Source organism: Tistrella arctica (genome assembly GCF_039630945.1).
Lineage (GTDB): Bacteria > Pseudomonadota > Alphaproteobacteria > Tistrellales > Tistrellaceae > Tistrella > Tistrella bauzanensis.
Genome location: NZ_JBBKTV010000015.1, coordinates 41,071 through 59,945, shown reverse-complemented (window position 1 = coordinate 59,945; position 18,875 = coordinate 41,071). Strand labels below are relative to the sequence as shown.

Annotated in this window: 18 protein-coding genes; 3 read left to right on the top strand and 15 right to left on the bottom strand. The window is 66.7% G+C overall.

The features are described from left to right. Positions 1-19: 19 nt before the first annotated feature. From WG924_RS25210 to WG924_RS25140, 15 genes are all read right to left on the bottom strand, one after another. Positions 20-997 carry a nucleotidyl transferase AbiEii/AbiGii toxin family protein gene (locus WG924_RS25210; RefSeq protein WP_345935808.1) on the bottom strand — a complete coding sequence of 326 codons (978 nt, stop codon included), beginning with the start codon at positions 995-997 and terminating at the stop codon, positions 20-22. Next, on the bottom strand, positions 998-1,807 hold the full coding sequence (locus WG924_RS25205) for a type IV toxin-antitoxin system AbiEi family antitoxin domain-containing protein (RefSeq protein ID WP_345935807.1): 810 nt from the start codon (positions 1,805-1,807) through the stop codon (positions 998-1,000). Positions 1,808-1,965: 158 nt separating this feature from the next. After that, complete coding sequence (locus WG924_RS25200; protein ID WP_345935806.1) at positions 1,966-2,298, bottom strand: DUF736 domain-containing protein; 333 nt, start codon at positions 2,296-2,298, stop codon at positions 1,966-1,968. Between the two features lie 4 nt (positions 2,299-2,302). After that, positions 2,303-2,605, bottom strand: a complete 303-nt coding sequence (locus WG924_RS25195) for a DUF2274 domain-containing protein (protein ID WP_345935805.1) — start codon at positions 2,603-2,605, stop codon at positions 2,303-2,305. A 13-nt stretch (positions 2,606-2,618) separates the two neighbouring features. Next, the gene (locus WG924_RS25190; protein WP_345935804.1) at positions 2,619-3,848 is read right to left on the bottom strand and encodes a TraB/TrbI/VirB10 family type IV secretion system protein; all 1,230 of its coding nucleotides are present in this window, start codon (positions 3,846-3,848) and stop codon (positions 2,619-2,621) included. A gap of 11 nt (positions 3,849-3,859) precedes the next feature. Then, complete coding sequence (trbG, locus tag WG924_RS25185) at positions 3,860-4,918, bottom strand: P-type conjugative transfer protein TrbG (RefSeq protein WP_345935803.1); 1,059 nt, start codon at positions 4,916-4,918, stop codon at positions 3,860-3,862. Further along, positions 4,915-5,631, bottom strand: a complete 717-nt coding sequence (gene trbF, locus WG924_RS25180; RefSeq protein WP_345935802.1) for a conjugal transfer protein TrbF — start codon at positions 5,629-5,631, stop codon at positions 4,915-4,917. Before trbF ends, trbG begins: the two co-directional genes overlap by 4 nt. Positions 5,632-5,637: 6 nt before the next feature. Next, positions 5,638-6,990 (bottom strand): P-type conjugative transfer protein TrbL, encoded by a 1,353-nt coding sequence (gene trbL / locus WG924_RS25175; RefSeq protein WP_345935801.1) that lies wholly within the window; start codon positions 6,988-6,990, stop codon positions 5,638-5,640. A gap of 27 nt (positions 6,991-7,017) precedes the next feature. Next, positions 7,018-7,743, bottom strand: a complete 726-nt coding sequence (gene trbJ / locus WG924_RS25170; RefSeq protein ID WP_345935800.1) for a P-type conjugative transfer protein TrbJ — start codon at positions 7,741-7,743, stop codon at positions 7,018-7,020. Next, the gene (gene trbE / locus WG924_RS25165; protein WP_345935799.1) at positions 7,740-10,196 is read right to left on the bottom strand and encodes a conjugal transfer protein TrbE; all 2,457 of its coding nucleotides are present in this window, start codon (positions 10,194-10,196) and stop codon (positions 7,740-7,742) included. The genes trbJ and trbE overlap by 4 nt, the downstream gene beginning before the upstream one ends. Further along, the gene (locus WG924_RS25160; protein WP_345935798.1) at positions 10,190-10,462 is read right to left on the bottom strand and encodes a VirB3 family type IV secretion system protein; all 273 of its coding nucleotides are present in this window, start codon (positions 10,460-10,462) and stop codon (positions 10,190-10,192) included. The genes trbE and WG924_RS25160 overlap by 7 nt, the downstream gene beginning before the upstream one ends. Next, positions 10,462-10,812, bottom strand: a complete 351-nt coding sequence (locus tag WG924_RS25155; protein WP_345935797.1) for a TrbC/VirB2 family type IV secretion system protein — start codon at positions 10,810-10,812, stop codon at positions 10,462-10,464. The genes WG924_RS25160 and WG924_RS25155 overlap by 1 nt, the downstream gene beginning before the upstream one ends. Positions 10,813-10,827: 15 nt before the next feature. Further along, positions 10,828-11,817, bottom strand: coding sequence for a P-type conjugative transfer ATPase TrbB (gene trbB / locus WG924_RS25150; RefSeq protein ID WP_345935796.1), 990 nt, complete (start codon positions 11,815-11,817; stop codon positions 10,828-10,830). Continuing rightward, positions 11,814-12,251, bottom strand: a complete 438-nt coding sequence (locus WG924_RS25145; protein ID WP_345935795.1) for a CopG family transcriptional regulator — start codon at positions 12,249-12,251, stop codon at positions 11,814-11,816. Before WG924_RS25145 ends, trbB begins: the two co-directional genes overlap by 4 nt. A 13-nt stretch (positions 12,252-12,264) precedes the next feature. Beyond that, complete coding sequence (locus WG924_RS25140) at positions 12,265-14,304, bottom strand: conjugal transfer protein TraG (RefSeq protein WP_345935794.1); 2,040 nt, start codon at positions 14,302-14,304, stop codon at positions 12,265-12,267. A gap of 221 nt (positions 14,305-14,525) precedes the next feature. Here WG924_RS25140 and WG924_RS25135 point away from each other — a divergent pair, with 221 nt between their 5' ends. The 3 genes from WG924_RS25135 to WG924_RS25125 are packed head-to-tail and all read left to right on the top strand — an operon-like array spanning position 14,526 to position 18,833. Further along, positions 14,526-15,125 (top strand): MerR family transcriptional regulator, encoded by a 600-nt coding sequence (locus WG924_RS25135; RefSeq protein WP_345935793.1) that lies wholly within the window; start codon positions 14,526-14,528, stop codon positions 15,123-15,125. After that, positions 15,122-18,202 (top strand): HsdM family class I SAM-dependent methyltransferase, encoded by a 3,081-nt coding sequence (locus WG924_RS25130; protein ID WP_345935792.1) that lies wholly within the window; start codon positions 15,122-15,124, stop codon positions 18,200-18,202. Before WG924_RS25135 ends, WG924_RS25130 begins: the two co-directional genes overlap by 4 nt. After that, complete coding sequence (locus WG924_RS25125) at positions 18,183-18,833, top strand: hypothetical protein (RefSeq protein ID WP_345935791.1); 651 nt, start codon at positions 18,183-18,185, stop codon at positions 18,831-18,833. The genes WG924_RS25130 and WG924_RS25125 overlap by 20 nt, the downstream gene beginning before the upstream one ends. The last annotated feature ends 42 nt before the right edge of the window (positions 18,834-18,875 follow it).

Sequence of the window (18,875 nt, the reverse complement as noted above, 5' to 3'; positions counted from 1 at the left end):
CCTCACCGGTTCCATTCGGTCAGCGGTCCAATCCTCGGTTTTTCCGGACATGGAGGCACTTCCACGCAAGCATCGGCATAGCCTCAATTCGAGCACCTATCTCGGGGGCGACGTCGAGCAGATCTGCATTAATTTCGCCCCGATCGAGAACGCGATCGAGAAACTCGCGCTCGTTCGCCGACAGATTGAACAGGAAGGCGAATCTTTCCCGGCAAAGCGCCACGGTCTCTTCGATCCACGCGTCGACGTCTCCCTTGGCGGCAAAACAGTCGCGCGGCAGGCAGATCGCGAGCTTCTGGCGAAGCTCGCGCGGATCGCCTTTGATGGCGTCGACCGACATGGTCCGCCAGTCGCGCCGCCCACAGGCGCCGATAGCCAGAACGGCGGCCTTGATCCCGCTCCAGTCGAGCCCGTCGATCGATAGTATGCGGCGCGCATCGAACAGATCGCGCGCGGCATGCCGGTCAACGAGTGCGACGAGCTTGCCGGCGACGATTTCATGGAGGTCGAGAACGAGAACGTCGCTCGCGTGTATTTTGCCGAGGGGACGCGACTCCATGCGGGCCGCGCCAAACAGGGGCTGGCGCGCCATGTAGTTGACATCGAGCTCCAGCGTGGCATTGCCGCCAAGCGCGGACGAGTAGCGCGACAGCCACTTGCCGCCAGCGTGCTCGTCGGGCTGACGGCGGACGCTGTAACCCTGGGAAGCGAGGAGACGATTGAGCGCAGCGTCGACGGTTGGGCGCTCGGTCTCCATCACCGCCCGGTCGAGCGCGCCTATGTAGTTCAAGTCGATATCGACCGAGAGTCGGTCGAGGCCGAGGTGGAAGACATTGAGCGCCGTTCCGCCCTTGAGGACGAGTCGCTCCGACAGGTCTGGATCGCGGGCGATCTCCTGCAACAGGTCCAGGAGCCGCAGCACCTTTTCGAGCGTGCCGAGCTGGTGGCCGGTCTCGTCCGCAATGCGCTGCAGTGTTTGGACCGAGGGCGCCGCCATTCACAGCCCCTCAAACCGGCGTTCGACGATGTCGATGGGGAGGATGACGTTCCAGCCCTTGGCTGTCCTACCCTCGCCCGATTTGGTGCCCAGCGCATATCGCGCCTGGGACGGCGCCAGCGTGCGGAGTTCTTCGAGCGCACGGTCCGGCACACCCAGCCGTTTCTGCTCGCGCTCCAGCCAGGAGCCCAGCGCGCCAGCGGCCGTGGCATTGCCGAGTGCGCGCGCGTACCGGACCAGCGCCTCGGCGTCGACGCGTGCGACCAGGTCCAGCGAGTTGAAGAGTTCCTCCGCGCCGCCGGCCAGGTCATAGCGGTCGAACAGATCCGCGATCGTCCGCTCGATCGTCGTCACACAGACCTCCAGCCCCAGGCGGTCGACCGCCGTGACGCCGTCAGTTAATGCCCCATTGCGTTGGGCGAAGCCGCGCGGCGGCTTGACGAACCGGCAGGTCAAGCCGACCGCCTCGAAGAGGCCGGGGTCGCCGCGCGCGATCACCTGCACCTCATGGCCCTCGGTGTAGGCGCAGCCGTGCAGCTCGAGGGCCGAGTGATAGGCGATCACGCCGCCACGGCGCAGACGGGAGGCGGCCAGGAAGCGGTCGACGGACCATTTCCCGGCGTCGGCATGCTTGGGCACGGACGCGAAGACGCCCCGCGCGATGCGCCGGATGTTGCCCGCTTGAAGATGCTGGGTGAGCATCACCGTGACGACCTTGTCTTGCGGGCGACGGCCGACAGCGGCGGCATATTCGGCGCGGCTGAAGACCGGGTGAGCGCTGAAGAAGGGCGCGGATAGGAGCCGGGACATGGCGGTTTCGGACTTACTTTGACAAATTCGACCATAACCATATATTAGATATGGCTTCGCCCGTCAATGGTAAAGCGGCGATCGAACCAACGTACTACGTCAAAATTGATCCAAACCATATATGCAATATGGCTTTCTCCGATCTCAGGACAGAGAGCCTATTTCGTAGCCCCCTCCGCCTTCCGCCTGCTCCAGACGAGCTGCGCCTCGTTCCCGTCCTCGGATTGGAACAGGGCGGCGCTGATGGGTCCCGGCAGGCTGGGGTCGTCGAGGCGGACGCGAAGGTAGTCCTTCGGGCTGTCGCCGCTGGAGCGCGCCGCCCAGGCGTCGCCGACGCGGGACTGGCCGACGAACACCCGGAACACCGGCGCGTTCTCGTTGTCGCGGTTGTCGTTCGGGACAAGCCGCACCTTCGTGTTGATCGTCAGCGTGTGGATGGAACCGGTCCAGCCGCCATCCTTGGCGGGCGTGAATGTGCCGATCACAGACATGGTCTTACTCCTCCTGGCTCGTGGTTGACGGGGGTTCGGATAGAGAGCGGCGGGTACGGCGGTCCCGCGCCGTCTCAACAGGGGCGTCGAGCGACACCGTCTTTCGCGCCCTGGCGAAGCCGCGGTCGCTTTCCAGAAACGCGCCGAGCATGAACGGGATCAGGTCGGCGACGGATTCGGCCTCACCATAGGTCGCGCGATAGATCGCGGCATAATCCCGAAGCGCCTGGTTGAGGTCGGGACTCACCGTGATGGCGATCTTGACCGGCGTCCGGTCGGGCAGCTTGCCGAGCTTCAGTTCGGACATGGGCCTGCTCCTTTCATCCGCGATAGGGCCTGAGCACGAGATCCCTGTGGACGATCACGCGCAGCGGCCAGCCGGGGCGGACGGTGATGGTCGGCTGGATGTTGAGGTTCCGCTCGGTGAGGCGCTGGCCGGCGCGGTTGGCGTTCTGCTGGGTGGATTCCCGCAGAGCCCGGACCAGATCGCTCTCCTCACCGCCAAGGCTGAGCTCGGTGCCGACGCCGAGCAGCGTCGAGAGGACCACGCCCTTGATCAGCCGCCAGGTGTGGAAGTCGACCTCGTCCTCGAGCCCGGCGTAGCCAGCGGCATCGGTCGCGGGCAGATTCTCGATCTGAATGGAGGAGCCATCGGGCAGAACGATGCGCCGCCAGACCAAGAGCGCACGCGACTGTCCGAAGGCGATGACGCTGTCATAGCTGCCGATCAGCCGCGCGCCCTGTGGGATCAACAGCGTGCGACCGGTGACGCTGTCGTAGACGTTCTCCGTCACCTGGGCGACGACGGCACCCGGCAGATCGGAGTTCAGGCCCGTGACGAGGCTGGCGGCGATGATGCTGCCCGCCATCACCTGATAGGGCGTCGCCGGCGTCTGGAGCGCGTGGGGATTGTAGATGCTCTTCTCGACCGGCTGGTTCAGGAAGTCGAGCTTGCGCTGCTGGTTGTTCTGATCGCGCTCAGGATCGAGATTAAGCCGATCGGCGTCCGCTGTCGGCGGGAGCTCGCCCGCCGTCGCGATGCTGGCGCCCTGCCCCGCGCTCGATGTGGCGGCTGGCGCAGGCCGAGTGGCAATCTGGAAGAACACGCCCGCTTCTCGTGCCTTCTGAGCCTGCTGGGCGAGGCGCTGACGCTCGGCCAGGGCGGCCTGGTCGTCCATGCTGGCGCCCGGCACGATCCCGAGCTGGCGCTGGCGCTCCAGGATGGGTCCGCCGAGATCGCCCGGCAGCGGCGGGCCGAGCTGCGGCGTGCCGGGACGCATCTGCCCATAGTCGCCGGGCAGGCCGGCGAGACCCTCGGGCGTCGGCTTGCGCTCGGTGCTGTAAAGCTCCTGGCCTTGCTGGCCAATCCGCATCCCCGGTCCCTGGAGCGCCAGCCAGGTCACGCCGAGCACCCCGCCGCAGGCGACCGCGGCGATGCCGATCAGCAGCTTGCGCTTGAAGCGAACGGTGCGGCGCGGTGTGGCCTTGAGGACCAGGGTCTCCGGGTCATGCTTGGGAGCCTCCGGCCGCGGGGCGGCGGTGTCCGACATGTCGCCCTCCCCTAGCGGTCCGGCCGCGGTCGCGGTCCGGCGCCGGACGCGACGCCGGACTCGCTGTCGGTGCGGCTGATGCGGACGACCTGCTGCGGATCGGTCCCCAGGCGCAGCTCGGCGGCGGCGAACAGGCGGTCGACGATGTAGTAGTTGCGCCGGACCCGGTAGTTGACGAGCTGGTTGTCGCCTGCGGGACCGACCACGAAGAGTGGCGGTGCCTCGCCCTGGTCGATCCGTCCGGGGAATTCGATGAAGACCTTGGAGCCGTCGTCGAAGGCGCGCACCGGCCGCCAGGGCGGGCTGTCGCCGGAGATGGCGTAGCGGAACCGCAGGTTCTCCAGGGTGACGCCGCTGGCGACCGGCGTCGCGGCATCGGCGGTCTCGTTCCGCCGCTGCAGCGCCAGAAGCTGGTCTTGCGGATAGGTCCAGGAGATCGCCGCCATCGCGGTGTCGTCGGTGCTCTCGAGCTGGAGATGGTAGGTGCGCCGGTCGGTGGCGATGACGAGGTTGGTAGCGAGACCCGGCGCGAAGGGCTTGACCAGCACATGGACGCGGCGCGCCTCGCCCGAGCCGCTGGTGGTGTCGCCGATCACCCAGCGCACCGTGTCGCCGGCGGAAACGGCGGTCAGCGTTTCGCCCGGCTGCAGCGCGATGTCGCTGACCCGCTCGGGCGCGGCGTAGAGGCGGTAGAGCGCGCCTTGCGTATAGGGATAGACCTGGACGGCATTGATATAGCCGTGGGTGCTGGGCTCCTGGAGCGCCGCCTTGTTGGCGGCGTCGACCTGCTCGGTCGGCGGCCGGTTGTCGGCCCGGCGTCGGGTCGATGGCGGCGGCAGGAGCTGGCCGGGCAGCGGCAGGGGCTCGGCGATGGTCACGACCTCGACCGGTCTGGGCGGTTCCGTCTCGATGACCGCCGCCTGGAATTCCGCGCCGTCGTAGGCGATGGAGGGCGGCGGCGTCCGGCCCGCGCAGGCGGCCAGCGCCAGGCTCGACACGGAGGCGATCAGAGTGGCGCGGATCGGACCGACCGGGATCGGGATCGCGCCGATCGATAAGGAGCGGGTCATTGGGGGATCCTCCCTTCGGGCGCGGTCGCGGGATCGAGCTCGCGCGACCAGGCGATGGCGTTGACGTAGAGGCCGAGCGGGTTCTTGCGGAGCACCTCGGCGCTGCGCGGCGGCTGGATGACGGTCGTGAGGATGGCGGTCCAGCGCTCGGTGCGGGCGAGGCTGCCGCGCTCGTAGACCTGCTCGGTCCACTTCACCTGGAACGACGAGTCCGAGGCGCGCACCACGCTCGTCACCTGGACCGAGACGCTGCGCGTGCCGATGGCGGCGAACGGGTCGTTGGTGCGCGCGTAGTCGTTGAGGAAGGCCGCCGCCCGGTCGGTGGCGAAGTCGTAGGCGTCGAGCCAGTTCCGGCGCACCAGCACCGGATCGACCGATACCCCGCGCACGCCGGCGATGAAGCGGCCCAGATGCCACGCGATCTGCGCGTCGGTCGGCTGATAGGACTCGATCGCCGGACCGACCGCGCGGACCTCCCCCAGCCTGTCGACCTCGACGACATAGGGCGTCACGCGGCTCTGTGTGGACTGCCAGACCATGCCGCCGGCAAGACCGAGGCTGAGCATCAGGCAGCAGAACGCCATCAGCCGCCAGTTGCGTGCCTGGACGCGCGCCGAGCCGATGCGTTCATCCCAGGCTTGAGCCGCCTTCTGGTAGGGCGTCACCGGCTCGGGCGTCTGACCGTAGCGCTGGAGGGTGCGTTTGAACTTCATCGCGGATCAGTCCTCCTTGAGGTCCGGGTTGGCCGCGCCGCCGGGACGGTCGCCGTCCCTGATCGCCTGCGCGGTGGCATGGCGGTGCGCGCGGGAGGCCTGCTCGGCGCGCAGGCGCCTTGCCCATTGCGGGGCGCTGTCGGCGGTGGCGGATGGCTGGCCCTCGGCGACGCTCGTTGGAGACCCACCGGAGACCGGGCCGCCGCCGGTGGCGCGCCAGGCTGCTTCCCGTCCGGTTCTCGCGCTCTGGGACAGCGAGTTGCCGGTTCTGCTCGCCGCGGAACGCGCCCCTTGCGCGACGGCGCCGCCGCCCGCGCGCGCCACCCCGCCCAGTCCGGCGGCCACGCCGGCCATGCCGCTTGCGCCCGACGTCGCCTGACCGAGTCCGTAAGCGGTGGATGCCGCGGCGCCGACCGACGTGCCGGCGCGGATCGCGGCCATGCCGCCAGATCCCGTCGCACCGAGGCCGCGCATGCCGGCGATGGCAGCGCCTCCCGTCAGCATCGCGGCGCCGGCGACGGCACCGGCGGTGCCGATGGCCGCGCCGGCGCCGAGCTGCGGCGCGCCGGAAACAAGGCCGGACGCGATGCCCGGACCGAAGATGCCGAGACCGAACAGCGAGAGCGCCGCCAGCACCAGCGACATGGCCTGGCCGATGTCCGGCTCCTGCCCTTGCAGCGCGGTGATGAACTCGCCGAAGAAGCTCGAGCCGATGCCGACGATGACCGCCAGCACCATCACCTTGATGCCGGACGAGACGACATTGCCGAGCACGCGTTCGGCAAGGAACGAGGTCTTGTTCCAGAGCGCGAAGGGCACCAGCACGAAACCGGCCAGCGTCGTCAGCTTGAACTCCAGGATGGTGATGAAGAGCTGCACCGCCAGGATGAAGAACGCCAGGATCACGATGGCCCACGCGATCAACAGGACGGTGATGGTCAGGAAGTTGTCGAAGAAGCTGGTGAAACCCATCAACTCGCTGACCTGGCGGAGCAGCGGCCAGGCTGCCTCGAACCCGGTTCCGGCGAGCCGACCGGGTTCGAGCAGGTCGTCGGCCGCCAGGCCGTTAGCGGTCGCTTCGAGCCCGAGACCCGCGAATGAGCGGTAGACGATGTCGGCCAGCATCGAGAAGTTATTGAGGATGAGCGCGAAGACGCCGACGTAGAGGATTTTCTTGATGAGGCGGCCGAAGATGTTGGACTCGCCGTCCATGGCCCAGAACAGGCCGGCCAGGGTGATGTCGATGGCGATGAGGATGGTGGTCAGGAAGGCGACGTCGCCGGTCAGCAGCCCGAACCCGCTATCGATGTAGCGGATGAAGGTCTCCATGAAGCGGTCGATGACGTTGAGGTCGCCCATATCGCGTTTCTTCCTGACGCTCAGTCGCTAGCGCGGCGTGTAGGCGGTCCCCGAGCCGAGGAAGCGAGCTGTCGCCGCGCGGGCCGCTTCTTCCGCCTGCGCCTTGCGCGCCTGGTCCAGCGCTTCCGAGCGGTACTGCGCCGCCATCAGGTTCTGGATCTGGAGCTGCTGCTTGGTGGAAAGGGCGAGCAGCTGGTTGGTGGCCTGCTGCGCCTGCAGGCTTCCCACCGCGCCCTGCGAGGCCGTCACTAGTTCCGACAAGGTGGCGCCATCGGCCTGGACGTTCTCGACCACCTGCGCCTGTATCCGCATGGTCTGGTGGTAAGCGCTCATCGAGTTGCGCCAGCTGATCCGGGCGTCGGCCACGAACCGGTCGGTGGTCACCGTGGCGTCATACTGTTCGGGGAATTGCTGCCGGAAGGCGGCATCGGTGGCGCCGACCTCGAAAGCGATGCCCTGCGCCTGGATCATCAGCCCGTCGATGCGCTGAAGCGCCCCGGTGATCTGGCCAAGCGAAGAATAGTCGAGGCGCTGAAGGTTCTTCGCCATGTTCTGCAGCATGGTCGTTTCGTTCTGAAGCGATTGGATCTGGTTGTTGATCTGCTCCAGCGCGCGGGCGGCCTGAAGGATGTTCTGGGCGAAGTTCGAGGGATCGAACACGGTGATGGCGGCGGCCGGACCGGACGGCACCACCGCCAAGCCGGCACCGAGCGAGGTTGCGACGGCCAGGGCCGCGAGCGTCTTGCGCATCATGATGATGTCTCCTCAGGGGTGGGAAAATCGGTCAGCAGGCCAGCGGCCCAATCGAGGCCGCGCGCATCGAGGAAAGCGGCGGCGAAGCCCTCCGCCCCCCTCTCGGCGAGGACCTGGTCGATGAGAGTCTGGGCGGCCGGATCGGACGCGCCGCAGAGCGCGAGCGCCATGGGGCCGAGCCCGAGCTCGAACAGCCGGTTGCCGCGCCGCGATTGCAGGTAGTAGTGGCGCTTCGGGGTGGCGCGGGCGATCAGCTCGACCTGCCGCTCGTTGAGGCCGAAGCGCTCATAGGCGGCCCGCGCCTGTGGCTCGATCGCCCGGTCGTTGGGCAGGAAGATGCGCTGCGGACAGCTCTCGACGATGGCCGGCGCGATGGCGCTGTCGGCGATATCGGCGAGCGACTGGGTGGCGAAGACGACGCTGACGTTCTTCTTGCGCAGCACCTTCAGCCATTCGCGGATGCGCGCGGCGAAGACCGGGTTGTCGAGATAGACCCACGCCTCGTCCAGGATCAGCAGGGTGGGCCGACCTTTCTCTCCTGTCTCCGACAGGCTGGCGAAGCGCTCCTCCAACCGATGGAAGAGATAGGTCAGCACCGGCAGGACCACGCCGGCTTGCGACATCAGCTCCTCGGTCTCGAAGCACTGGACGTCCGCCAATGCGAGCCGGTTCTCGGCGGCGTCGAGCAGCCGGCCGAACGGGCCGTCCAGCGTGTAGGGCATGAGCGCGGCCTTGAGCGCGTTCGATTGCAGCAGCACCGAGAGGCCGGTGAGCGTGCGCTCCTCGACCGGCGCGGAAGCCAGACTGGTCAACGTCGACCAGACGGCCTCCTTGACCTCCGGAGTCACGACGACCTTCTCGTGCGCCAGCAGCGCGCCGATCCATTCGGCGGCCCAGCTTCGCTCGGCCGGATCGTCGATGCCGCGCAGCGGCTGGAAGGCGAGCGAGCCGTCGGAGCCCAGCGCATGATGCTCGCCGCCCATGGCGAGCACGGCGGCACGCGCGGAATACCCCTTGTCGAAAATATAGACCTGGGAGCCGGCATAGCGGCGGAACTGGAGTGCCAGCATCGCCAGCAGCACGGACTTGCCGGCGCCGGTCGGCCCAACGATGAGCATGTGGCCGACATCGCCGACATGCGTGGAGAGCCGGAACGGCGTCGAGCCGCTGGTCTCGGCGTAGAGCAGCGGCGGGCCGTCCAGGTGAGCATTCCGTGCCGGTCCGGCCCACACCGAGGACAGCGGCACCAGGTGGGCGAGGTTCAGCGTGTGGACCAGCGGCTGGCGGACATTGGCGTAGACGTGGCCCGGCAGGCTGCCGAGCCAGGCCTCGACCGCATTGACGCTTTCACGCAGGCAGGTGAAACCGAGGCCGTTGACGATCCGCTCGACGGCGCGGACCTTCTCGTCCGCCCGATGCCGATCGGTGTCCGAAACCGTGATGGTCGTCGTGAGATAACCGAAGGCGACATGGTCGCCGCCGAGCGCCTGAAGCGCCAGGTCCGCGTCCACGACCTTGTTGTCGGCGTCGGAGTCGAGCAGCTGGACCGGCTCGTTGTGGATGACCTCGCGCAGCAGCACGGCGATCGACTTGCGCTTGTTGAACCACTGGCGCCGGATCCGGGTGAGCGCCTTGGCCGCCTCGGTCTTGTCGAGGGCGAGGAAGCGCGTCACCCAGCGATAGGCGAAGTCCTGATGGTTGAGCGCGTCGAGAAGCCCCGGCCGGGTCAGGCTCGGGAAGCCCAGGATGGTCAGTGTGCGGAGATGCTGGTCTCCGAGCATCGGCTCGATGCCGCCGCTGAGCGGCGTGTCGACCAGGATGGCGTCAAGATAGAGCGGGGTCTCGGGGACGGCGACCGGATGGCGCCGCGTGGAAACGGTGCCGTGGAGGTAGGTCAGGGTCTCGGCATCGTCGAGCGCCCGCACCTCCGGCATGAAGCCGGACAAGAGGTCAAGCACGCGATCGGTCTCGGCGATGAAGCCCACAAGCTCCTGCCGCCAGTCCCGCCCCGTCTCGGGCGTGTCCCGCTCCATCAGCGCGCGTTCGGCCCTGGCGACCTGGTCGGCCGGCGGCAGGTAGACCAGGGTCAGGTGATAGCGGCTCTCGAGGTGCTGGCCGCGCCGCCCATCGAAGGCGGCGCGGCGTTCCTCGTCGACCAGCCAGGAGGCCGGATCGGGGAAGCGTGCGTCGGGATAGCCGAGCGCTTCGATCCGATCGGCCTCGAAGAACAGCGCCCAGCCGGAGCCGAAACGGCGCAGGACATTGTTCGCCCGCGCGCACGCGCCGACCAACTCGGCCTCGGTGGCGCTTTCCAGGTCGGGACCGCGGAAGCGCAGGGTCCGCTGGAAGCTGCCGTCCTTGTTGAGGACGACGCCGGGCGCCACCAGCGCCGCCCAGGGCAGATGATCGGCCAGCCGGTCGGCGGTCTGGCGGTATTCGGCGAGGTTCAGCATGGCCACCACCCCTTCTGGCGAAGATGGCGGGCGAGCACGGAGGCGAAGTCGGGATCGCGCTTGGCGGCGAACACCGCCAGCGTGTGACCGACGATCCACAGCACCAGGCCGGCGATCCATTGCTGCAGGCCGAGCCCCATGGCAGCCGCCACGGTCCCGTTGACGATGGCGATGGCGCGCGGCGCGCCGCCGAGCAGGATCGGCTCGGTCAGCGCCCGGTGCAGCGGCGCCTCGAACCCCTCGATATGGTGGACGCCGTCCGGCATCAGACCAGCGCTCCGCCGCCGAAGCTGAAGAAGCTGAGGAAGAACGAGCTGGCCGCGAACGCGATGGTGAGGCCGAACACGATCTGGATCAGCCGCCGGAAGCCGCCGCTGGTCTCGCCGAAGGCGAGCGTCAGGCCGGTAATGATGATGATGATCACCGCGACGATCCTGGCGACCGGCCCCTGGACGGACAGCAGCACCTGCTCCAGTGGCTGCTCCCAGGGCATGCCCGAGCCGGCGGCGTGCGCCGTCCCGCAAAGCAGCAGCGTGACGGCCACGGCGCCGGCAAGCGACCGCAGGAAACACCTTGTCGAAGCGTGGGAAGCCGGAAGGGACGTGGACGGACACATGGTAGTCGCTCCTTTTCACAGGGCATGAAGCCGATGGGCTGCGAAGTCGGTGACGGCGTAATCGCCGTCGCCATCGAGGCCGGCGACCTCGGCGATCGTCTCGATGCGGCGGCCCGTGCCGCGGCCCTGGATGAAGACGACGAGGTCGATCGCCTCGGCGATCAGCCGCCGGGGGACGGTGACGACGCTTTCCTGCACGAGCTGCTCGAGCCGGTAGAGCGCGGACCGCGCGGAGTTGGCGTGGACCGTGGCGATGCCGCCGGGATGACCGGTGTTCCAGGCCTTGAGCATGTCGAGGGCCTCCGCGCCGCGGACCTCGCCGACGATGATCCGGTCCGGTCGCAGCCGCAGGGTGGAGCGGACCAGATCCGCCATGGAGACGACGCCCGGCCGGGTGCGCAGCGCCACACAATCGCGTGCCGCGCATTGCAGTTCGCGGGTGTCCTCGATCAGGATGACCCGCTCGTCGAGCCCGGCGATCTCGGCCAGCAGCGCATTGGCGAGCGTCGTCTTACCCGAGCTGGTGCCGCCCGCGATCAGCAGGTTGCGCCGGTCCCGGACGGCCTTGCGCAGCGCGTCGGCCTGGACCGGCATGACGATGCGGTCGGCGACATAGTCGTCGAGCGTGTAGATCTTCGCCGCCGGCTTGCGGATCGCGAAGCACGGCGCCGTCGCCACCGGCGGCAGCAGACCTTCGAACCGTTCGCCTGCCAGGCCGTCGTCGCGCGGCGGCAGCTCGGCGCTGACAACCGGATTGCCGGCATGGGCTTCGGCGCGGACGTGGCTGGCGACCAGGCGGATGATCCGTTCGACCTCGGCCGGCGCCAGCCGGGCGCCGGTATCGATCCGGCCCTCGCCGAGTCGGTCGAGCCGCAGCACACCGTCGGGATTGACCATCACCTCGATGACGGCGGGATCGGCGAGTGCGGCGGCGATCGCCGATCCCATGGCGGTGCGCAGCATAGTGCGCCGCCGGTCTTGGGCCTCAGGATGGGGCAGGCTCATGGCGCACCTTCCCCCTCTCCGTTACCGGCTCCGGTCCGGCTCAGCGTCCGGCCCCCGGCCGCAAGCTGGCGGCCGACTTGGTCGACAAAGGCCTGGAAGCGGTCGCGCCCGACGGCGCGCGCGGCCTGGTCGGCTTCAGGGAGCGGCGCGGTGACCGTGAGCTGGTAGCGGACAAAAAGCGCCAGACTTTCCAGCAGGACCTGCTGGTCGCGCTCGATCCGGTTGAGCTGGGCACTGATCCGGTTGAGGCGCAGGCCGAAACGGTCGTCGAGCTCCTGCGCGCCCCGGAGGTTGAGCCAGGCCGCCACCGCATCGGCCAGGATGGCGGACTTCGACGCCCCGGGCTTGGCCGCGAGCGCCTCCAGCTTCTCGCTGAGATCGGCATCGAGGAAGAGCTGGTGGCGGGCCTTGGCGCGTCTGGTGGGACGGTTCATCGGATAGCCCCCATCAGAAGTTCGGCAGCAAGTCGTCATCGCGACCCGCGCCCTCGTTCATGGCGTGGGCACGCGCGACCGTGTTGAGACCTCGCAGACGGTCCATGGCGCGCTTGTCGGCGGCGCTATCGGACTCGTCGTCGGCGAGACCGAGCGGGTTGTCGCGCTCGGGCGCGGTGGGCTTGGCGACGCCCTCTTCGGGCAGGCCGGGATGGCGCTGCTGCTGCAGCCCGCCCTCTTCTTCCGCGATGCCGGCCGCCTCATCGGCAGCGGCGACGAGCCGGAGATGCGGCCCGCGCACCTGCCCGCCCCAATCGTTGGGACGCGGGGCCGGCTTGTCCCGGTAGTCACCGTCGGAGAGCAGCGGCGCGTCGGCGACACGCGCGGTGAAGTTCCGATCCTCGTAGTAGCGCAGCTTCTTGGCGCGGATCGGCGCGAGACCGGAGACCAGCACCAGCTCGTCGGCCGGAGGCAACTGCATCACTTCGCCCGGGGTCAGCAGCGGCCGCGCGGTCTCCTGGCGGCTGACCATGACGTGGCTGAGCCACGGCGCCAGACGATGGCCGGCGTAGTTGCGCTGCGCGCGCAGCTCGGTCGCCGTGCCGAGCGCGTCCGAAATGCGCTTGGCCGTGCGCTCGTCGTTCGACGAGAAGGCGATGCGGACATGGCAGTTGTCGAGGATGGCGTTGTTCTCTCCATAGGCCTTGGAGATCTGGTTTAGGCTCTGCGCGATCAGGTAGGCGCGGATGCCGTACCCGGCCATGAAGGCGAGCGCCGTCTCGAAGAAATCGAGCCGCCCGAGCGCCGGGAACTCGTCGAGCATCATCAGGAGCTGATGCTTGCGGCACTTGCCCGGATCGCCTTCCAGCCGCTCCGTGAGCCGTCTGCCGATCTGGTTCAACACCAGGCGCACCAGCGGCTTGGTCCGCGAAATGTCCGACGGCGGAATGACGAGGTAGAGCGAGACCGGCCGCGCCGCGTCGACCAGGTCGACGATGCGCCAGTCGCAGGCCGCGGTCGTCGTCGCCACCGTCGGGTCGCGATAGAGGCCGAGGAACGACATGGCCGTGGACAGCACGCCGGAGCGTTCGTTCTCCGACTTGTTCAGCACCTCGCGCGCGGCTGACGCGACGACGGGATGGACTTGAGGATGATCGGGGGTGCCGAGATGATTGGTCGCCATCATCCGGCGCAATGTGTGGGCAAAAGACCGCTGCGGATCGGAGAGGAAGGTGGCGACGCGGGCGAGTGTCTTCTCTTCCTCCGCATAGAGGACATGCAGGATGGCGCCGACCAGCAGCGAGTGGCTGGTCTTCTCCCAATGGCTTCGGCGTTCGAGCGCGCCTTCCGGATCGACAAGGATGTCGGCGATGTTCTGGACGTCGCGGACCTCGTCCGGTCCCTTCCGCACCTCCAGCAGCGGGTTGTAGCGGGCAGAGCGCGGATCGGTCGGATTGAACAGCAGGCAGTGCGAGAACTTCGACCTCCAACCGGCAGTCAGCTGCCAGTTCTCCCCTTTGATATCGTGAACGACGGCGGATCCGGTCCACGACAAGAGCGTCGGAATGACGAGGCCGACGCCCTTGCCGGACCGCGTCGGGGCGAAGGCCATGACGTGCTCGGGCCCGTCATGACGCAGATATTGGCCACCGAGACGGCCGAGGAAGACGCCCGCTGCGCGGAAGAGCCCGGCATCATCGATCTCACGCTTGTTGGCCCATCGCGAGGAGCCATAGGTGGTGACCAGCCGGTTCTGGCGCGCGCGCCACAGCGAGCCGATGACGGCGGCGGAGCAGCCCATGATGCCGCTGGCCCCGGCCAGCATGCCGGCCCGATTGAAAACATCCGGAGCGTAGGCATCGTAGTGGTACCACCACTCGAACAGCTTCCAGGGCCAATAGACCGGAGTGCCGAACAGCACGACCCAGGACTCGCCAAGCTGGGCCTGATAGCCGAGCTGGAAGGCCGCCCACTGCGTCGCCGCCCAGACGCCCGCGATCACGATCGCGAAGACGATCAGAATCTGGCCAACGAGGAGCTTGGTGGGGGTCATGTGCCGTCTCCCGCCGGGCGCGGGACCGTGCACCCGGCCATGGAGACAGGAATCCGGCAAATCGCCGGAAAGCGAAATCGCCTTTGTTTATCCCCACTTGCGTTTGTTTACGCCTGAGCAGCCGAGCAGCCATTCAGGGGGAGAGAAACGTATGCGGTTCGTCGGAAGCGGCGAGCCGATCACCGCGATGGAGTTATCGTTCTTTACCTTCGAGATCGGGCATGATACCCAATCTCGAAAAGTTCGGGTATGAGACTCAAACTTGGGGCTCGAAGATGCGTCTGGTCACGACACGGCAAGCGTCCCGCCTCACGGGCCTCTCGACGAACAAGCTTCGTGAGTGGACCAGCAGACGCGCGCTCATCCCGGCTGACGTTCCCCCGAAGAGCCAGGGTTCACCGGCCCGGTATTCCTGGCAAACGATTCTGCTGCTCCGGATCGCCGTCACGTTGCGCGACCGCTTTCACCTTGAACTGCAAGCCCATCGCCACGTCCTTACGAGCCTGCACCGCAGTCTGCGCGCCACGTCGTTCGTCTCTCTCTGGGGAAAATCGCTCGCCATCGATCCCGATCAATGCTGGTCGTGGATTGACGATGCGGACGGGGGCCGGGTGGTGGGCGACGCGATTCTCGTCCGTCTATCGCCTCATCTCGACGCGCTCTCGCAGGACTTCGCACTGCCTCGGCCTTCGAGCGCGCCGGGTCAACTCGACCTCTTCCCGGCGCGGCCGGTTGCCGCACCGCCACCTCCTGCTCCCGTTTCCGTTCAGCCGGCCCCGCATCAGGCGCAAGGGACGCAAAAGCGCCGGAGGTCGGCGTGAGCAGCCCGGCATTCAAAAAGGCGCTGGAAGCGACGGGCTATCTGACCCCTGCCGGAAAGTCGGTGCCGGGATTGGTCATCGCTGGCGACCCTGCTTCGGCGAACCTGAAGAAGGTCTTCGTCGATGACCGGGTCGGCTTGAACGCCGACGCCGTGTTCACCGCGCAGAGCTCCGCCACAAGCATCTTCAAGGACGCCGGCACGAACGAGCCGAGCGCAGCCGATCTGAAGCGATGGCACGAAGCGGCATGGAACGTGGGGGTCGCACCGCTTCTGTGGATCATTACGCCCACGGAAGTGCGCCTCTACGATTGCTATGCATCGCGCGCGGAGCGTCCCGACGAGACCGCGCCGAGCCCCCTCGACAACTTCCCGCTCCAGTCCGAGGACCGACTTCGCCTCCTCGATTCGATGTGCGGCCGCCTGGCGACCGAGACCGGCGCCTTCTGGTCGAGCGCCATCGGAGCCAAGATCAACCGCCAGCATCGTGTGGACCGCGACCTTTTGGAGGAGATCAGCGCCCTCGAGGATCTGCTTACCGGCTCCGCATCGCAATCACGACACGGACCGGCCGCAGGCGACATGCCGAGAGAAATCGCTCAACGCTTCATCGGTCGGTGCATCTTTACCTGGTATCTGCTCGACCGCGGAATCGCGCAGCCGTTCCTACCGAAATCGCTTCCTCCGGATTTGAGCAAGATCTTCGGCTCCACGGCCACCGCCTTTTCCTTGTTCAAATGGCTGCGCACGACGTTCAACGGCGATCTGTTCCCGATGGACGATCCAGGCGCCGAGCGTGAACATCTGACGGACCAACACCTCGCGCTGTTCCAGGACTTCGTCGAAGGACGCAGCCTAGTCGCCTCACGCCGAGGCCAGGGGCGCCTCTTCAGGTTCCGGTTCGATGCGATCCCGGTTGACCTCATTAGTTCGATCTATCAGCAGTTTGCGCGATCGGCGGCAGAGGACGAGGCAGCCTCGCAAGGGCTGCACTATACGCCGATCGAACTCGTCCACCTGACCCTCGATCCCGTTTTCGAGCAACTGCCGCCGACCGCACGGATTATCGATCCCACCTGCGGGTCCGGCGCCTTTTTGGTGGAAGCGTTTCGTCGGCTCGTGTGGCGCGCGACGCAAGGACGTCCGGCCAGTCGGGATGTCGTCCGGAATATCCTCTATACGCAACTATTCGGGATCGACATCAACCGGTCGGCGCTCGGCATTGCCGCGTTCAGTCTCTATCTCGCCGCGCTCGAACTCGACGAGCAGTCGATCAGCGACGTTCGCGATCTGAAGTTCGACCATCTCATCGACACGACCCTGTTCGAGGCGGACACGATCGGTGACGCGCTCCCGGCAAAGCTGACCGATCGCGCTTTCGATGCCGTCGTCGGCAATCCTCCCTGGACCTTCGTTCGGCGCGACGGCGGATCCCGGCCACGGCAATCGGGTCAAACCAACACGCTGCGTCCGCGGCGGAGCCCGGACCAAGCGTTTCTGAGCGTCGCAGCCGAACTGGCGGGCAAGTGCGGGCGTATCGGCATGGTGATGAAGGCCACGCCGTTCTTTTCCAAAGACGTTCATGCCGTGGCTGCCCGCTCGGCCTTTCTGGAGCGCCTGGCACCGGTCGCCCTGGTCAATCTCTCCTTCCTGCGAAAGGAGGGGCTCTTCCCCGATGCGACCGGGCCGGCGCTGCTCTTCTTCGCACGCTGTGCGTTGGCATCGACGCCCGATCAGATGCTCGTCGGCTCGATACCTTGGACGCCCGATTTCAAGCGCACCGGCGTTTTCCATTTCGGGCCGGCCGAGATACGCGCCGTGCCTTTGGCGCGCGTCCTCGAAACGCCGACCGTTCTGAAAGCAGCGACTTTCGGGACGGTTCGAGATGGTTGGCTGATCGACAAACTTGAGCATACCTTGCCGACGCTTGCGACCGTCTTGGATCGCCTTGGCCGAACCGATGGCGAGTTTCGGGGGCAGGGCTTTCAAGTCCACGGCGATGCCAATGAGCCGCCAAAGCGCTATCGCTCGCTCAAGGTGGTCGCGCCCAAAGTCTTTACGCCGTTCAGGATTGCTGAGTCCGCCCTTCCAGCCTTCACTCACAAGGTGCTGCATCGACCTCGTCGTGAATCTATCTTTCGGGGGCCGTTACTGCTCTGCTCGAAAGTGGGAAACAGTTCCGGTGCGGAACGTGGGCGATACAGTGCCGCCGTTCATCCAGGCGATGTCCTCTACACCCAGAATTTCTTCGGTGTGTCATTCCGGGGGACTGACACAATTTACGCCTATGTTCTCTCCGGCATCCTAAACTCAAGCGTCACCGCCTTTCAGTTCGCCCTTGGCGGACCAACTTGGGGACTAGAACGTCCCACGGTCGAACCGCACGATCTACTGTCGCTGCGCATTCCCTCATTGTCTTCTGCTGACCAACGGCTCATCGCTGCGGTGGTCGACGCCGAGAAACAAGCCGCGGCCGATCCGGAGCACAGGGACAATCTCCGCAAACTCGATGAGGCGGTATTCGACCTCTACGACCTAGAAGTCGACGAGCGCATCCTGGTCCGGGACAGCGTCGCGCGGGCGCGATATCTCATTTTCGAGAATCGCGCCGAACGGATCGGCGTGATCAAGCCGCCGACGTCCGATCTGCTGAAGGCGTATGCCAAACAGGTCGCGCGCTCCGTCGACGCCTACCTGCGTGCGCGGGGAGAACGTCACCTGGAAGCCATCGTCTACACGAAGCGGCTCACGAAGGGGAACCTGGCCGCGGGCGTTCCCGGCATCACCGCTGTACGTTTCGTCATGGCCTCCGGAGCCCCGAAGCGAGACGCTGTCGTTCGCGAGGGCGATCCGGTTGATCTCGAGACGCTCGGCGGACTGCTGCGCGGCCGCTTCGACGTAGACATTCCGCCTTACCTGAACGAACGACGGCAACTGCGCCTATACGGTCCGGACGATCTGTTCATGCTGAAACCGACGGAAGCCCGCTACTGGACCGCCACCGTCGGGCTCAATGACGCCGACGTCATTCTCGCCGACCATTGGCTCAGAGGGCGAGATGCCGCTTCTTACGCCTGACATTCCATTCGGCCAGCCTGCCTTCTCGCTTTCGTCCGATCAGATCGCCACGGTCATCGATCTCGTTTGCCGCGGCGCACAGGAAGCTCAGGGGGACATCACGCCCGGAATGCTCGAAGTTCCGACCACGATGATTGTCCGGAAGGCGATCCGGCGCGTGAAGAAAAGCCTGTCGCTCACCAACCTCGAAATCCGGGGCGAGCATGAGCTGGAGAATATGGCGATCACGGATGCGTCCATTCTCGGGCGGATCGACATCACCCTGAAGTTCCTGCATCAGTTCGGCGACGAAGACGCCTATGTCGCCGTCGAATGCAAGCGGGTCGGCGCGAGGCGTTCGGCGCTCAATTCGAGCTATGTCTCCAAGGGCGTCGACCGTTTCGTGACAGGCCAATATGCCGCCGGGCACGAATGGGGTTTCATGCTCGGATATGTATTGGCCTTGCCCGTCGATTCCGTTGTTCGAACGATCGACGACCACCTGCAAAAATCTTACGGCGAACTCGCCAAGCTGACGCCGAGGACCGCCCACGCATTGTCACTCGCCATCCTCGAAGGTGCCCTTGCCCAGAAAGACGGCCATACCATCCGGATGAAGCACATCTTCGTCGATATGACGTCGGCGGCGTAGACGTTCTCCCAAACGATCGGCCGATATGGGGACTCCCGCAAC

Coding starts and splice junctions, on each gene's coding strand:
- WG924_RS25210 (WP_345935808.1), bottom strand. CDS start 997: ATGGCGGCGCCCTCGGTCCAAACACTGCAGCGCATTGCGGACGAGACC.
- WG924_RS25205 (WP_345935807.1), bottom strand. CDS start 1,807: ATGTCCCGGCTCCTATCCGCGCCCTTCTTCAGCGCTCACCCGGTCTTC.
- WG924_RS25200 (WP_345935806.1), bottom strand. CDS start 2,298: ATGTCTGTGATCGGCACATTCACGCCCGCCAAGGATGGCGGCTGGACC.
- WG924_RS25195 (WP_345935805.1), bottom strand. CDS start 2,605: ATGTCCGAACTGAAGCTCGGCAAGCTGCCCGACCGGACGCCGGTCAAG.
- WG924_RS25190 (WP_345935804.1), bottom strand. CDS start 3,848: ATGTCGGACACCGCCGCCCCGCGGCCGGAGGCTCCCAAGCATGACCCG.
- trbG (WP_345935803.1), bottom strand. CDS start 4,918: ATGACCCGCTCCTTATCGATCGGCGCGATCCCGATCCCGGTCGGTCCG.
- trbF (WP_345935802.1), bottom strand. CDS start 5,631: ATGAAGTTCAAACGCACCCTCCAGCGCTACGGTCAGACGCCCGAGCCG.
- trbL (WP_345935801.1), bottom strand. CDS start 6,990: ATGGGCGACCTCAACGTCATCGACCGCTTCATGGAGACCTTCATCCGC.
- trbJ (WP_345935800.1), bottom strand. CDS start 7,743: ATGATGCGCAAGACGCTCGCGGCCCTGGCCGTCGCAACCTCGCTCGGT.
- trbE (WP_345935799.1), bottom strand. CDS start 10,196: ATGCTGAACCTCGCCGAATACCGCCAGACCGCCGACCGGCTGGCCGAT.
- WG924_RS25160 (WP_345935798.1), bottom strand. CDS start 10,462: ATGCCGGACGGCGTCCACCATATCGAGGGGTTCGAGGCGCCGCTGCAC.
- WG924_RS25155 (WP_345935797.1), bottom strand. CDS start 10,812: ATGTGTCCGTCCACGTCCCTTCCGGCTTCCCACGCTTCGACAAGGTGT.
- trbB (WP_345935796.1), bottom strand. CDS start 11,817: ATGAGCCTGCCCCATCCTGAGGCCCAAGACCGGCGGCGCACTATGCTG.
- WG924_RS25145 (WP_345935795.1), bottom strand. CDS start 12,251: ATGAACCGTCCCACCAGACGCGCCAAGGCCCGCCACCAGCTCTTCCTC.
- WG924_RS25140 (WP_345935794.1), bottom strand. CDS start 14,304: ATGACCCCCACCAAGCTCCTCGTTGGCCAGATTCTGATCGTCTTCGCG.
- WG924_RS25135 (WP_345935793.1), top strand. CDS start 14,526: ATGATACCCAATCTCGAAAAGTTCGGGTATGAGACTCAAACTTGGGGC.
- WG924_RS25125 (WP_345935791.1), top strand. CDS start 18,183: ATGCCGCTTCTTACGCCTGACATTCCATTCGGCCAGCCTGCCTTCTCG.